10 protein-coding genes are annotated in these 15238 nt (G+C 48.6%); all 10 read left to right on the top strand.

The window, feature by feature from the left end; all coding sequences use genetic code 11:
- Positions 1 to 144: 144 nt before the first annotated feature.
- The 10 genes from NSS67_RS30630 to NSS67_RS30585 all read left to right on the top strand — a co-directional run bounded on the left by NSS67_RS30630 (position 145) and on the right by NSS67_RS30585 (position 15214).
- Positions 145 to 990: a transporter gene (locus tag NSS67_RS30630; RefSeq protein WP_339317553.1), complete on the top strand. Its 846-nt coding sequence runs from the start codon at positions 145 to 147 to the stop codon at positions 988 to 990.
- Positions 991 to 1116: 126 nt separating this feature from the next.
- Complete coding sequence (locus tag NSS67_RS30625; RefSeq protein ID WP_339317552.1) at positions 1117 to 2814, top strand: hypothetical protein; 1698 nt, start codon at positions 1117 to 1119, stop codon at positions 2812 to 2814.
- 331 nt (positions 2815 to 3145) lie between these two features.
- Positions 3146 to 4852, top strand: a complete 1707-nt coding sequence (locus tag NSS67_RS30620; RefSeq protein ID WP_339317551.1) for a trehalase family glycosidase — start codon at positions 3146 to 3148, stop codon at positions 4850 to 4852.
- Positions 4853 to 4988: 136 nt separating this feature from the next.
- Entirely contained in the window at positions 4989 to 6737 is a 1749-nt protein-coding gene (locus NSS67_RS30615; protein WP_339317550.1) for a sensor histidine kinase, read from the top strand.
- Positions 6715 to 7935, top strand: coding sequence for a response regulator (locus NSS67_RS30610; RefSeq protein WP_339317549.1), 1221 nt, complete (start codon positions 6715 to 6717; stop codon positions 7933 to 7935). The genes NSS67_RS30615 and NSS67_RS30610 overlap by 23 nt, the downstream gene beginning before the upstream one ends.
- Before the next feature lie 115 nt (positions 7936 to 8050).
- Positions 8051 to 9316: a sugar ABC transporter substrate-binding protein gene (locus NSS67_RS30605; protein WP_339317548.1), complete on the top strand. Its 1266-nt coding sequence runs from the start codon at positions 8051 to 8053 to the stop codon at positions 9314 to 9316.
- A gap of 26 nt (positions 9317 to 9342) precedes the next feature.
- On the top strand, positions 9343 to 10332 hold the full coding sequence (locus NSS67_RS30600; protein ID WP_339317547.1) for a sugar ABC transporter permease: 990 nt from the start codon (positions 9343 to 9345) through the stop codon (positions 10330 to 10332).
- Positions 10329 to 11141: a carbohydrate ABC transporter permease gene (locus NSS67_RS30595; RefSeq protein WP_339317546.1), complete on the top strand. Its 813-nt coding sequence runs from the start codon at positions 10329 to 10331 to the stop codon at positions 11139 to 11141. Before NSS67_RS30600 ends, NSS67_RS30595 begins: the two co-directional genes overlap by 4 nt.
- 117 nt (positions 11142 to 11258) lie before the next feature.
- Complete coding sequence (locus NSS67_RS30590) at positions 11259 to 14417, top strand: glycoside hydrolase family 2 TIM barrel-domain containing protein (RefSeq protein WP_339317545.1); 3159 nt, start codon at positions 11259 to 11261, stop codon at positions 14415 to 14417.
- 14 nt (positions 14418 to 14431) lie between these two features.
- Complete coding sequence (locus tag NSS67_RS30585) at positions 14432 to 15214, top strand: glucose 1-dehydrogenase (protein ID WP_339317544.1); 783 nt, start codon at positions 14432 to 14434, stop codon at positions 15212 to 15214.
- Positions 15215 to 15238 lie beyond the last annotated feature (24 nt).

Here is a 15238-nt window from a genome sequence, read left to right as displayed (position 1 = left end):
TGATTATAGATCTGCCTTGAGGAGTGAATTCTCTTCGAGGCAGATTTTTTTCGCGTTAATAATTGTATTAACAAGAAAGAAAGGGGATATTGGATAGCTGTCGAAGTGGGTTATGTACATATTTTAACGATGGGAGAGAGGATAATGAAAGTGATTAGCACATTAGAAATCGTGGATGTACAGACAGGGGAACGAACTGCGCTCCGCTCATTTGATTACTTAATCGAGGCACCCAATTGGACTAGCGATGGCAAACGTCTTATTTATAATAGTCAAGGTTGTCTCTATTCGTTCGACATAGCAACCTGTGAGAGTGTTCGCCTGGATTCGGGTTTTGCTACGGAATGTAATAACGATCATGTTCTGTCTTGTGACAATACCAAGATCGCAATTAGTCATCATACGAAAAAAGATGGTAAATCTCGTATATATATCCTTCCTATGGAGGGTGGTGAACCGGTTCTAGTTACACCGAATGCTCCAAGCTATTTACATGGCTGGTCTCCGAATGGTGCTGAATTGGCTTATTGTGCAGAGCGCAACGGTCAGTATGATATTTATACCATTCCAGTAGACGGAGGAGATGAGGTACAGCTGACAGATACGCCTGGACTGGATGATGGACCTGAATACTCGCCAGATGGAGAGCAGATTTGGTTCAATTCGGTGCGTACAGGGCTGATGCAGGTGTGGCGAATGAATGCCGATGGCAGTGAGCAGACACAGATGACTTTTGATGAGAGTAACAACTGGTTCCCGCATGTGTCGCCAGATGGTCAGACGATTGCATACCTTAGTTACCGTAAAGGAGATGTAGATCCTGGCGATCATCCTGCGAATAAGGATGTTGAGCTTCGATTGATGGCAAGCGCGGGAGGAGAATATCGCACACTAGTACAGCTGTTTGGAGGACAAGGTACGATTAACGTGAATTCGTGGTCTCCTGATAGCAAGAGATTGGCGTTTGTAAGTTATGTGGTTGAGGAATAGGCAAGTTTATAATATGAACATCGAGAGTGGGGCGCTGACCCCATTCTTTTTTTGTTAAAGCAGTATAGAGAAATTACCGATAAAAATGATAGTAGTTTTATTTATACATAAATGGGGGAAAGTTGGATGAAGAGGATTTTTAGCGTTCTGTTAATTGTATTACTGGTTATACCAACGCTCGGCACTACAACCATTGCGAGCAATACGGTGAAGGCTAAGGTGACCGAGAGCAGTACATATTTTGACGGTGAACAAAGGGATTTAAATGGTTTCAATATATCGAACAACAATTATTTCCGACTGCGTGACTTAGCGGAGTATTTCTCGGGAACAACGAGTCAATTTGATATCACTTGGAATAAAGCAAACAACGCGATAGAGATCCTAACCGGGCAAGCCTATACTCCTGAAAAGAAAGCTAGCAGCAAATATTATAGTCGCAATAGAACTTATTCAGCCACGCTTTCGACCTCTAAGGTGCTAGTGGATGGGCAGTTGCAGTCTATTACGGCGTACAATATTGACGAGAATAACTATGTTCAGCTGCGAGATTTGGCGGGGAAGATTCCATTCGATATCGAATATGACGCTCAGTCTGATCGGATATCGTTGTTCTCCAAAGTCCCAGAGCATGCTTACCGAGTGAAGACGGCAGTTGAAACCGAGAGTAACGCTGTGTCTTCTTATTTTCCTAGATGGAAAAGTACGGTTTCTTCCTATTTGGTGAAAAATAATGATGGGACTGTAAGTGTTCTAGAGGCGAATAAAGAAGTTACGATTGAAACGTATAATGAGAAGTTTGAACGAACGGGTAACAAAAGCATTCCTTTGGAGCTTCCGATATTTGGCGGCTTCTATAGCGGGGTGAAGTATAACTATATTGCTTTTGGACAAGAGAATCGTGAAGAGAATGATAGCAAAGAAGTGATTCGTATTGTTCGTTATGATAAAAGCTTCAATAGAGTCGATAGTGTCTCCATAAAGGGTGGGGAGAGTTATACTGTAGTCCCTTTTGATGCGGCTGCAGGTAGAATGGCTGAGACTGGTGACACGCTTGTATTCCACACCTCACGTACTAGATACACGACAGAAGATAAACTAAATCATCAATCACAGCTGACCATTATCGTGAATACCCAAACTATGACCGTGACGAATGATCTGGGAAGATTCCAGAAGAATCATGTCAGCCACTCTTTTGATCAATATGTATTGTTGGATGGTGCTACTCATATTCTAGTCGATCATGGTGATGCTTATCCCCGTTCGATTGTCCTGAATAAAGGAGATGGAACCAGCTATAACGAGGTAGACCTGTTTAATATCCCTGGCAGCACAGGAGCGAATGCTACTGGTGTTTCTATAGGTGGATTTGAGATGTCTTCGGCGAATTATATTGTCGCTATGAATACGATTGATCATTCGCTTGTCAAAGACTATACGTCTTATGAAATGGTGGGACTGGAAAAGGACCAGAGGGATATCGTTCTTAGTGTCTTACCAAAAGCGAGTATGTCTAGCGCGTCAGTGAACCACATCACCTTGGCTAAATATGTAGGTACGACCAAGATTGCATCCATTCCTCAACTGGTGAAAATAACAGACGACAAGCTGATGGTGTTATGGCAGGAATTTGATATGGAGAATCATCCGGGTGATTTGAAATATGTTCTGATAAATGGAGAGGGAGCAGCTACTGGCGGCATCCAAACGATTAAGAATTTTGCACTATCCGAATGTAGCCCTATTGTTAGTGGCGACAAAATCATCTGGTACACCAACAATAAAAGCTCCCGACTGTTTTATTTAATCCCATTAAATTAAATTAAATTAACTTACAATCCTTTATTGAATTGTAAGTAGCATACACGAGCGATTTAAATTGCAATATCAGCAAAAGGTTGTCCTGTACATGCCTATATGAGGTACACAGGATAGCCTTTTTCATTAAGAGGTTCTAGTCGTCGTCTTTGTTGGAAATCATGACGTGCTAACATTTGTACCCCTGATCATCTAACAAAAAGACACCCGTGTACGTGTCAGACTGCCCACTCCAACAATATGACTCCCCATCGCTAACACCTGTCTGTTCCGCATTTCGGACGCCTTGGATAAAATGGAAGCGCATACTTCCTTTGAAAAGGAGTCCAACGATATGAACTTTAATCTTAAAGCGGTACCCTTCAGCCGAAGAGGCACCTTTCTGGCTATTTCTGAACTCCCTGAATCGGATGTCAGAGTGGAGGGACTTTACTTACGGACCGTGCGTGGTGGGGATGATAAATTCGGTGAAGCTTTTCAAATTGAACTGCTGGACGAGAGCAATCAGTATATCCCGTTTGAAGCCAAAGCCGAGCCTGCACTGCTTCGTTTGAATACGGATACCGAAAATATCTATGCGGAGATCTGTATTACAGATGGTCGTACCGTGCGGTTCAAGAGCAAAGGATGTGGCATCCGCCTCACCTTCCGTACCTCAGCCTACGATTATGCTTATGAACACAGCGCAGGCAGCTTTGAAGTAAACAGCTTCACCCATGAATGTCGGTTCATGCTCACCCAGTTAACCGGGGCTCTACGGATGGAGGTGCCTTGGGACAAAATCAAGAGTTCCCGCATTGTGGCAGAGTTCATCCCTGAAGCGGGTACGGAAATCGCCGAGTTCGCGGTGGAAGAATTTCGCACGGTATGGGAACAGCGTGATGTCTGGACGCCATGGGAGGAAGCGGTACAAGAGGTGCAACAAGAATATGACCAGTGGCTGGATGCGAGCTTGACCGTTCCCGAACGCTGGCAGGACGGCCGTGAGCTGGCGGCTTACATTACCTGGTCTTGTCTGGTTCCCGCGGGAGGATGCTTGACCCGGCCAGCTATGTATATGTCGAAGAACTGGATGACGAATATTTGGAGCTGGGATCACTGCTTCAATGCGATGGCTCTGGTCAGACATCACCCGGAGCTGGCTTGGGATCAGTTTATGATCTTTTTTGACCGCCAGGATGAGAGCGGATTGATTCCGGACTTTATCAACGACAAGTATGAGCTCTGGAACTGCAACAAGCCGCCTATTCATGGCTGGACACTGGCCTGGATGATGCAGCGGACGGATTATATTAAGGAGTCCCATCTTCGTGAAGTGTATGGACCCTTGAGCAAGTGGACGAACTGGTGGTTCCATTACCGGGATAACGACGGGGACGGTATTCCGCAGTACAATCATGGGAACGATTCGGGTTGGGACAACAGTACTGCCTTTAATAACGGGATTCCGGTGGAGAGTCCGGATCTGGCGGCATTTTTGATCCTGCAGATCGAACTGCTTGCCGAAATTGCTGGGCTTCTGGGGTTTACCGATGAAAGCACCGCATGGAGAAGATTAGGTGAGGAGACGCTGGAGAAAATGCTGCGTCATTTTTGGAAGGATGGAAGGTTCACAGCTTGCCGTTCCGGAACTCACGAGGGTTCCGACGGCGATAGCCTGCTGCTCTTCGTGCCCATTCTGCTCGGCAAGCGGCTGCCGGAGCCAATCCTGCGCTCACTGCTGGATGGACTGCGGGATGAGAGTCGCTTCTTGACGCCGAACGGCTGGGCTACAGAGAGCGTTAAGAGCCCTTACTACTCGCCGGATGGCTATTGGCGAGGTCCAATCTGGGCGCCATCAACCATGCTGCTTGTGGAAGGTGTGGCCGCGGCGGGGGATATCGAACTGGCAAGCGAGGTTGCCCGCCGATTCTGCGAAATGCTGAACAAGAGTGGTATGGCCGAGAACTTCGATGCTCTGACGGGTCAAGGTCTTCGTGACAGGGCATTCACCTGGACCTCAAGTGTCTTCTTAATACTGGGACACGAGTATACAACTTAACAACATACGGGCACTTCCTCCTGGTCAAGACTGGCGTGAGGGGAAGTGCTTTCCCATTTTCCGAGATATTCCCGAGTGTGCCAGTCCGTGCTACACTTCAACTATAAAAATGAAATTAAAGCGGGGATGAGAAGTCATGTTGAATCATTTCTTTAAGAAGGTATATCATCGCTTCTCTATTCGCTCTTATTTCAGCATCCGGACCAAGCTGCTCTTTTGCTTTCTTATTGTCGCGATTATTCCGCTGTTATCACTGGGAGCCTTGAACTATTATCAATCCGCCATAGTCATTAACTCTCAATTCGGGAAATATGGGGAGAATACCGTGGCACAGCTTGATCAGCAGATCACTTCCGCTTTGAACCGGATGAGTCAGACAACAGGAACAATTTATTCTTATCTCCTTGATCCTGCGCGGGGGGGAATAGGCGACCACGTTCCGACCACGTATCAGGAGATTATGGATAAAGATGACTTTGAGGCGCTGCTTAAATCACTTAAGACGGATCTGACGAGAGGTATTTATCTGATTACCCGCTCTGGTTATTACTATGGGGAGAATATTTTGGATGTCAGTAAGCTTAGCGATATTCCCGCCTGGCGGTCCATTACTTATTCATCCAAAGGTCCCAATTGGCTGGGCTTCTATCCTATGAATCATGGTATGGGAGATTCGGATACCGGGGAACCCTTACTGGGGCTCGCCGTACGGATTAATAATCCGGCTGGAACCCAGCATGGAAGCACGATCTTAATTGAAGAGAATGCGCAGGTTCTTCTAGATATGTTTCATATGTTTGAGGAGGATACTAAAGCGCATTTGACGATAACTGATTCCGAGGGGCAGTCCATTTACCAGTCAGAATCGCCGTTCACCTCAAACGACAGTGACGTGGTATGGAATAGGACACTGGCAGCCAACGGATGGAAGCTTGAAGCGAGGCTGCCGTCCAAACAATTCTATTTTTCCTCGAGCCTCATTCGCTCCAATACAGTACTTGTAGCCATTGTTTCTTGTCTGCTCGCCTTTGGGCTAGCTTATATATTCTCATCGAAATTCACTGCTCGAATTCGCAGGCTGAAAGACTCGATGCAGAAGGTCAGCTTTGGCAAGCTACATACGAGGACCCTGGTGGAGGGCAAAGATGAACTCGGAAGCCTGGATACCAGCTTCAACCGCATGGTGGGGGGGATTCAATCCCTTGTCCAGGAAGTGGAGCAGAGTGAGCGGCTGAAGAAGGAGGCCGAGCTCAAGGCATTCCACTATCAGATTAATCCGCACCTGCTCTTCAATACGCTGAATTCTATCCAGTGGAAGGCAAGACTCCAAGGGGCGGAGGATATCCGCCAGATGCTCTATCATCTGACGATGGTGCTCGAAGGTAATCTGGATATCTCTCAGGAGTTGATCACGCTTGGCCGTGAACTCCGCATGATTGAGCATTTTCTGAAAATCCAGGAGATTCGTTATGGATCCGCATTCAGCTATGAACAGACCTGCGGCGAAGAACTCAAGCCGTATCTGATTCCTCGTATGACCCTTCAGCCGCTCTTTGAGAATATCTTCTTTCATGGATTTGAAGACGGGAAGGGGAACATTTCGTTAAGTGTACGGGAGGAAGGCGAGCATCTGTTGTTAACATTGTCTGATGACGGTGCAGGGATTACCGAAGAGAAGCTGAGGGCACTTATGCTTGCAAAGCCGGAAAGTAAACCGCAGGGACGCGGAGGGCTCGGCGTACAGAACGCTGACCAAAAGTTTAAGCTTCATTTCGGACAGCAGTATGGCTTGATCGTTCGATCCACGAAAGGTGAAGGCACCACTATCGTTATTCGGTGGCCCAAGAAGGAGGAGAGTCCGCATGGAGACAACCAAGACCATTAAAGTGTTAATTGCAGATGATGAGAGTATCGTGCGCAAAGGGCTTCGCTCCACAATACCTTGGCATAAGTATGGGATGGAAGTGGTGGCGGATGCGCCGAACGGCCTTAAAGCCTGGGAGGCCTATCAGATTCATCTGCCCCAAATAGTGATTACCGATATCGTCATGCCGGAGATGAATGGACTTGAACTGTTACGGAAAGTTAAAGAAGTCGATAAGGATACCCGGATTATTCTGCTGAGCTGTCACCGTGACTTCGAATTCGCTCAGCAGGGAATCAAGCTTGGGGCTTCAGGATATTTGCTTAAGACGGCCTTTGAAGATGAAGAACTGGAAGGAATGCTGGAGAAGTTCCAGAGTGAGCTGACGTCGCCTGCCCCTGTAGCGGATGCTGAAACAAGTGAAATTTATGGAGAACGGCTGGGCTCTCTCCTGTTTGCCTGGCAGAGTGGACACAGCAGCAAATTTGTTGACGAAATGGATAAACTCATTGGGGAGAAGCTGCCGCTGAACAGGGAGCCCTTATACATTTATTTGGTTAAGACCTGCGGATGCGATCGTACCTATCTGGATCTCGTCAAGGTTAAAGAGGATGGGAATAGCCGGATGCCCGACAGCGCATCTATTATCATCCCTTACGGTGAGGACCTTTGCTACTGGATTGTACCTAGTGACGAGTTGGAGACTACGGACAGTATGCTCGTTCAGATGAAAAGCCAAAACGAGAAGCTGAAGTGGGCTAAGAGAGGACCGCTGCGCAACGCTGAAGACTTAAGCAAGACCTTCATGGCGCTTCATAAGGAAGCGGAAATTGAGAAGCTGCATGGTATTTCGTCCCAGGACTGGCCTGAACCGATCTGGAAGGCTGTGAAGCTTCTGCACGAGAGCCCTGGAGCGGACTGGTCGGTTAGCGATTTGGCGGGCCAGGTGGGGCTCAGCCGAAGCCATTTCTCGATCCTGTTTAAGAAGACGGTGGGCGATAGCTTTGTGGCTTTTCAATATAAACGGAAGCTTAAGCTGGCCAAGGAATTACTGCGGGATACGCAGTTGACGATGCAGGATATTGCGGAGCGGACAGGGCTGGGGGACAGTAAATATTTCAGCAAATGGTTCAAGCGTTGCACGGGTGAGACGCCTAGTCATTACCGCATACAACAAAAAGAAGCCGGGATTCGAACAGATGGACACCCCGGACTATAAATCGAACAAAAGTACGCAAACATTCGAATAGATATCCGTTTTGAACCGCTTTCATAAAAGTTAAGATGAAAGCGGTTCAATTATTATAACCTCATTCAAAGGGGAGGCTGCCACAGTGAAAAAGAAAATTTCTCTTATTGTACTTGCCACAACGTTAATGGCAACTATGGTCACGGCTTGCGGGGGAAGCAGCGAGAGCTCATCATCCACAGACATCTCGGGCTCAGGGGAGACGAGAACGCTTCGCTTTGCGACATGGGATACCGGAGATGCGCTCAAGATTGAGCAAGACATCGCCAAGAAATTCGAAGCAGCCCATCCGGGAACGAAGGTTCAGGTAGAGGCTTATGCAGACGGTTTTGATCAGAAGCTTGCCGCCGGATTCGGGGCGACCAATCCGCCTGATGTGATGTATATGTGGGATTTCCCAACCTATCATCAATCTCTAGAACCGCTGGATAGCTATGCGAGCAAAGATAAAGAATTGAACATCGAAGATTTCTATCCGGGATTGTTCAACTATGGCAAAATTGACGGCAAGCTTTATGGCATTCCGGCAGGGTTCACCACACGCGTGGTCTACTACAACAAGAAGTTATTCGATGAGGCCAAGGTACCTTATCCGAAGGATGGATGGACATGGAAGGAGTTTCAGGATATCGTGGCCAAGCTCAGCGATAAGTCGAAGAAGCAGTACGGTTTCGGGGTTCGCGCAGAGAATGATACGTATGACCTGCAGAGTTTCGTATGGAGCAACGGAAGCTCATTCATCTCTGATGATGGCAAAACTATTGATGGATTTATGAACAGCAAAGAGACAGCCGAGTCCATCCAGATGCTCGGCGACATGGTTAAGAACGGCTCGGCTGTGCTGACCGGAGGCAAAGGCCAGCAGAGCGGGGATGACATTTTTAAAGCAGGTAAAATCGCCATGTGGGAGAGCGGGATCTGGCCGCTGGAATCGTTCAAGACGGCAGGCATAAATGTAGGTACGGTCGAAATCCCAGCCTTCCCGGGCAAACCGGTCAAAGGGGTGCTTGCGGAGTCCGCCTTGTCTATCGCCAAGGATTCGAAGCAGAAAGATCTGGCCTGGGAATTCGTGAAATTCTATGTGTCCAACGATTCGATCAAGATGCGTGTGGCGGATTTGCCTGTAAGGGTCAGTGTCGTAAACGAGCTGAAGAAGGATCAGGACCCGCTCTATAAACCGTATTACACGATGCTGGAGCGTTCCAGCAACACACCGGCGTTCCTGCTCAATCCGAAATGGAATGAAGTGAACCGCCAGCTCTCTGCGGCGGTGGAAGCAGTTATGCACGGCGAAAATGCCCAGGAAGTGCTGAATCAAGCTGTAAAAGATAGTGAACGTTATTTGAAATAACACATTTACAGAAAGAAGGTTAAGAGATGGCTCAGACCTTTCTGCATCAAGCAGGGGAACCTAAGGCCCAACTCAAGCCTACACGAAAACGTAGATGGGGTAGGGTTGTTCCCTACCTCTTCATTTTTCCTTGGATCTTCGGATTCCTCGTGTTCACCTTGGGGCCATTGTTATTTTCCCTTATCATCTCTTTTTTCGATTGGCCGATTGTCGGCGAAGTACGTTTTATCGGGTTTGGCAATTATGCAGATATGTTCACGGATGACCCGTTGTTCTGGACCTCACTCGGGGTCACCCTCAAATTTGCGGCGCTGTTTGTTCCATTGAACATCATTGTGGCACTTGGGCTTGCGATTCTCTTGAATCAGAAGACACGTGGCAGTGCTATATTCCGGACAGCCTTTTATATTCCCTCCGTTATATCCGGTGTCGCTCTGGCTATGATCTGGTCTTGGGTATACAGCGGTGATTATGGGATTCTGAATTACTTCCTGTCCCTGATCGGTATTCAGGGCCCTGATTGGCTTAACGACAAGCAGTGGTCATTAGTAGCGATGGTGGTCGCAAGTCTCTGGGGACAAGGCTCGATGATGCTGATCTTTCTGGCTGGCCTCAAAGGGATACCGAAAGATCTTTATGAATCCGCTTCCATTGATGGGGCAGGCGTGCTCAGACAATTCTTCAGTGTGACGATCCCCATGATCACGCCGACGATCTTATTCAACTTGATTACTTCTATCATTGCAGCCTTCCAGCAGCTGACCCTGGCTTTATTGCTGACCGGAGGTGGGCCAATGAAAGCGACTTATTTCTATGCCATGTACATGTATGAGAATGCGTTTAAGTATTTCAAAATGGGGTACTCGGCAGCTAACGCCTGGTTCATGTTCCTGATCGTGCTCAGCTTGACCTTCTTTGTGTTCAAATCCTCGGAAGCCTGGGTGTTCTACGAAGGTGAAATGAAGAAGAATCCTCAGAAGAAGCTGAAGGCTCAAGGAAGGAGACGTTCTTTGTGAAGAAAATACTCGTATACGTGCTGCTGCTCTTTTTTTCACTGTTGTTCATGGCTCCGCTGTTCTGGGCGGTTACGACTGCGCTCAAGTCACAGTCCGAGCTGTATCTTTTTCCACCAAAGTGGATTCCTTCTGTATGGAAGTTCAGCAATTTTGCAGAGGCGTGGAATATTCAGCCCTTCAATATGTTTCTGAAAAATACACTGATTATTACCATTCTATCGACGCTCGGTCAACTGATTTCATGCACGCTCGTTGCCTATGGATTCGCCAGATTCCAATTCAAGGGCAGGGACTTTCTGTTCCTGGTTGTGCTGGCAACAATGATGATACCCTGGGAAGTCACCATGATCCCACAGTATATGTTGTTCAATCTACTGGAATGGATTAATACGCTTAAACCCCTTATTGTACCGTCTTTCTTTGGGTCCGCCTATTTCATTTTCCTGCTGCGTCAGTTCATTCTCACCATTCCGCGTGAGCTGGACGAAGCAGCTACAATCGATGGTGCCAGCAAGTTTACTGTGTTGACGCGGGTTATTGTTCCACTGATGGGGCCCTCGCTGATCCTGGTTGCTGTGTTCCAGATGATGGGCTGCTGGAACGATTATCTTGGTCCGCTTATTTTCCTTAACGACCAGACGAAATACACATTGACCCTGGGACTATCGCAGTTTAAAGGGATGTTCGGTGTGGATATGCAGTCTATTATGGCGATTACTTGTCTGATCTCGATCCCACCGTTGACGATCTTTTTCTTCGCTCAGCGCTACATTGTTGGAGGCATTGCGACTACGGGCATTAAAGGTTAGCTGGCCGTTACGGGTACAGGAAGCTAATAGAGAATGGCAAATTTGACAAGGAACAGAGAACAGAACTGAACCAATAGCACACAGCGCAGAGTAGAGAAAAGAGAGGAGAAATGAACCATGACACAGCAAACTAACGGGAGGGATTGGGATGATCTTGACGTCCTTCAGCGAGGGCGGGCCAAAAGCCGGGCTTACTTCATCCCCTTTTCTGACTCGTCAGGGGCACTAACCTACAATAGGGGAAGCTCACCCTGGTTCAAATCCTTGAACGGCATGTGGAAATTCAATTATGCCAAAGGGCCAAAGTGGGCTCCAGACCACTTCTACGAGGAAGAGTATGATACTTCCGGCTGGGATGAGATTCAGGTGCCGGGGCACTGGCAGCTACAAGGGTACGGAGCTCCACATTATACGGACTTATATTATCCGTTCCCGGCAGATCCCCCGCATGTGCCTGACGAGAATCCGACAGGCAGTTATGTGAGAGAGTTCATGTTGCCCGAATCCTGGAACGGGCGGAATGTCGCCATTAAGTTCGACGGGGTGGATAGTGCGTTTCATATCTGGGTGAACGGTAAATCGGTCGGATACAGTCAGGGCAGTCGTCTGACCTCAGAATTCGATCTCACTTCTTATGTGAAATCGGGACTCAATACCTTAGCCGTTAGAGTGTACCAATGGTCAGACGGCAGTTATCTGGAAGATCAGGATATGTGGTGGATGAGCGGGATTTTTAGAGATGTGTATCTGTTATCCGAGCCTGCTTCCCTCCGTATTGCCGATTATCGGATTATAACGGAACTGGATGATTCTTACCGAGATGGGATCTTGTCCGTTCAAGTGAACATACAAGGGGAAGCAGCTATACAAGGCCGTCTGCGGCTTGAGCTGCTTAAGCGGACTGGAGAATCTGTTGCCCTAGCTGAGGATCAGGTTACTGCAGGAAGAGATGTGCAGCTTGTAATGCCGGTAGGGCAGCCGGAACTGTGGAGTGCGGAAACCCCCAATTTATATCATTTGATGATCACTTTGTCGGATGAGAGTGGAAAGACAGTAGAGATGGTGCCCCAGCGGGTTGGATTCCGCACAGTTGAGGTGTGCGGCGGCCAGTTTCTGATGAACGGACAGGCGATTCAGCTCAAAGGGGTCAACCGTCACGATCATCACCCTGATACAGGTCGCACAGTCACTGTCTCCACTATGCTACAGGATATCAAGATGATGAAGCAACACAATATCAACGCTGTAAGAACTGCTCACTATCCGAATGATCCCCGGTTCTATGATCTGTGTGATGAGTACGGCTTATATGTTATGGAAGAGACCGATCTAGAGACACACGGGTTCGAGCTGCTTGGTAATATTTCCAGACTCAGCGACGACCCCGCCTGGCAGGAAGCCTATGTGGAGCGCATTCAGCGGATGGTCGAGCGCGACAAGAATCATCCTTCTGTGATCTTCTGGTCGCTTGGGAATGAGTCCGGCTTCGGCTGCAATTTCCGGGCGATGGCGCAGTGGTGCAGAGAAGCTGACCCGACACGGCTTATTCATTATGAAGAAGACCGTGAAGCGGAAGTCTGTGATGTGGTAAGCACGATGTACTCCTCCGTTGAGAAAATGGAAGGCTTCGGTCAGCTGACTGACCATCCGAAGCCGCACATTCTGTGTGAATTCGCACATGCCATGGGCAACGGACCCGGTGGATTAAGACCATATTTTGATACTTTTGATAAGTACGACAGACTGCAGGGCGGCTTTGTGTGGGAATGGATTGACCACGGGCTGAGCTGGAAGACGGTAGATGGGAAGGCCGATTACGCTTATGGCGGGGACTTCGGGGATGTGCCCAATAACAGCAACTTCGTCATAGACGGTCTGGTCCGGCCGGATCGGACGCCATCACCGGGTCTACTTGAATATAAGAAAATTATCGAGCCGGTTCGGGTCGAGTATATAAGCAGGAACAAGGTTAATGTGATTAACCGCTATGATTTCCTGACACTGGATCATCTTCATGCTGATTGGAGCATCACCATGGATGGGCGAACCGTTCAGAGCGGAGTTCTTGTACTGCCAGAAATTAACCCGGGCGGCCAGTCGGAAGTGGAGATTCCTTATGAACACAGTATTGATGCTCTCTTTCGCAGTGAGGATGCGGAACGGTGGCTGAATGTCCGCTTCTCGATCTCGGCTGACTGTATTTGGGCGGAGCAAGGTCATGAAGTGGCTTGGGCCCAGTTTCTAATGCGGGATGAGGTGGGGAATCATGTTGGCGATAGTCATACAGGCCATTCAGATGATCCCTCCAGTGCTGCTGTTATCCCGATGGGAAGTCAACTGATCAGGCAGAATCTTCACTGCACAGAAGCAGCTGGGCAGATCATTCTTGCAAATGATGACATCCGTATGGCCTTTGACACGCGGAGCGGGCGAATGGATTCGCTTCGTCTGAATGGCAAGGAACTGATGAAGGCCGGACCGCGGCTGAATTTCTGGCGTGCGCCGATCGACAATGACATGTATGTGCTGCCTGACTGGCGCAAAGCGCATCTGGACCGGCTAACAGAACGCGTTGATGAGGTTAGCTGGACCCGACTCGATGAAGGGACCATTCGCATTACTGTAAGCTCAAGGATTGCTCCGCCAGTTTTTGATTGGGGTTTCCGTTGTGTAACTACCTATACCGTAACCAGCATAGGGCAAATCACTATGGATGTGCAGGGCACACCGGAGGGTAAGCCGCCAGAAATGCTGCCTAAGATTGGACTCCAGTTGGAGATTCCAGGCGACATGGATCGGGTGAAATGGTATGGCCGGGGTCCCGGTGAGAATTATTCAGACAGCAAAGAGGCATGCCGTGTTGGAGTGTATACAGCTTCAATTGATGGACTATTCACTCCATATATATATCCGCAGGAGAATGGGAACCGAATGGATGTTAGATGGATATCCGTTACAGATGCATCCGGACTTGGTCTACTTGCTGCGGGGATTCCGACTCTTGAATTCAGCGCGCGCCGTTATACGGATAAGGATCTTGAAGAGGCACAACATGCAAGTGAGCTTGTTCCGCGTGACTTTGTCACGCTGAATCTGGATTACCGGCAGAATGGGCTGGGCAGCAACAGTTGTGGACCTGCCCAGATGCCGGATCATAAGGTAACATCGCAAGCTTTTACATTCCGTATTCTGCTTATTCCGTTTATATCAGAAGATACAACACCGGAGTGGCTTGGCAGACAAATGCTGTTCGGGTTAACACAATCACAACAATGAGAGGAGGGGGCAGCATGCTCCACACACAGGATGTACTCAATTTAAGCGGAAAGATAGCTGTTGTTACCGGAGGTGCTTCAGGGATTGGCCTTGCTACGGTCGGATTACTTGCAGATTTCGGAGCACATGTCGTTGTGCTGGACATCAATGTAAGGCAAGGGGAGCAGGCTGTTCATGAGATTAAAGGGCGGGGAGGGGCGGCCAGCTTCCACCGCTGCGATGTTTCCTCTTCGGAGGACTGCAAGCGTGTAGCCTCGGAGATTGAGAACATATACGGCAAAGTCGATATTCTGTTCAACAATGCGGGGATTATCCGCCGCAAGACCGTGGTCGAGCTTGAGGAAGCCGACTGGGATCTGGTGATGAATGTATCACTTAAGGGAGTCTATTTGCTCTCCAAATATATGATCCCGGTGATGGAGCGCGGAGGAGGAGGCAGCATCATTAATACCGGCTCCGGCTGGGGCCTTAAAGGCGGGGACCGTGCCGCTTCCTACTGCGCGGCTAAAGCTGGTGTGGTTAACCTCACCCGGGCTATGGCCATTGACCACGGCCCCGCGAACATTCGCGTGAACTGTGTGTCACCAGGTGACACGGATACGCCGCTTCTGCGCGATGAAGCCAAGCAGCTTCAACAGGACGAAGCTGTCTTCCTAGCAGCCTCGGCTGGGGGGCGTCCACTGGAGCGACTGGGCACACCACGTGATATCGCGAATGCGGTATTGTTCCTAGCCAGTGATCTGTCTTCCTGGGTCACTGGAAGTGTACTTGTTGTGGACGGCGGAGGCATTGCCTAACGACTAAGAAATGAACACTTAAAA

Source organism: Paenibacillus sp. FSL R10-2734, from assembly GCF_037963865.1.
Lineage (GTDB): Bacteria > Bacillota > Bacilli > Paenibacillales > Paenibacillaceae > Paenibacillus_AQ.
Note: the sequence above shows the minus strand (reverse complement) of the source record. Positions and strands in the feature narration are given on the sequence as shown.

What these genes read in the sequence shown, in the direction of transcription:
- NSS67_RS30615 (WP_339317550.1), top strand. Translation starts at nt 4,989, where the DNA reads ATGTTGAATCATTTCTTTAAGAAGGTATATCATCGCTTCTCTATTCGC.
- NSS67_RS30630 (WP_339317553.1), top strand. Translation starts at nt 145, where the DNA reads ATGAAAGTGATTAGCACATTAGAAATCGTGGATGTACAGACAGGGGAA.
- NSS67_RS30590 (WP_339317545.1), top strand. Translation starts at nt 11,259, where the DNA reads ATGACACAGCAAACTAACGGGAGGGATTGGGATGATCTTGACGTCCTT.
- NSS67_RS30620 (WP_339317551.1), top strand. Translation starts at nt 3,146, where the DNA reads ATGAACTTTAATCTTAAAGCGGTACCCTTCAGCCGAAGAGGCACCTTT.
- NSS67_RS30610 (WP_339317549.1), top strand. Translation starts at nt 6,715, where the DNA reads ATGGAGACAACCAAGACCATTAAAGTGTTAATTGCAGATGATGAGAGT.
- NSS67_RS30585 (WP_339317544.1), top strand. Translation starts at nt 14,432, where the DNA reads ATGCTCCACACACAGGATGTACTCAATTTAAGCGGAAAGATAGCTGTT.
- NSS67_RS30600 (WP_339317547.1), top strand. Translation starts at nt 9,343, where the DNA reads ATGGCTCAGACCTTTCTGCATCAAGCAGGGGAACCTAAGGCCCAACTC.
- NSS67_RS30625 (WP_339317552.1), top strand. Translation starts at nt 1,117, where the DNA reads ATGAAGAGGATTTTTAGCGTTCTGTTAATTGTATTACTGGTTATACCA.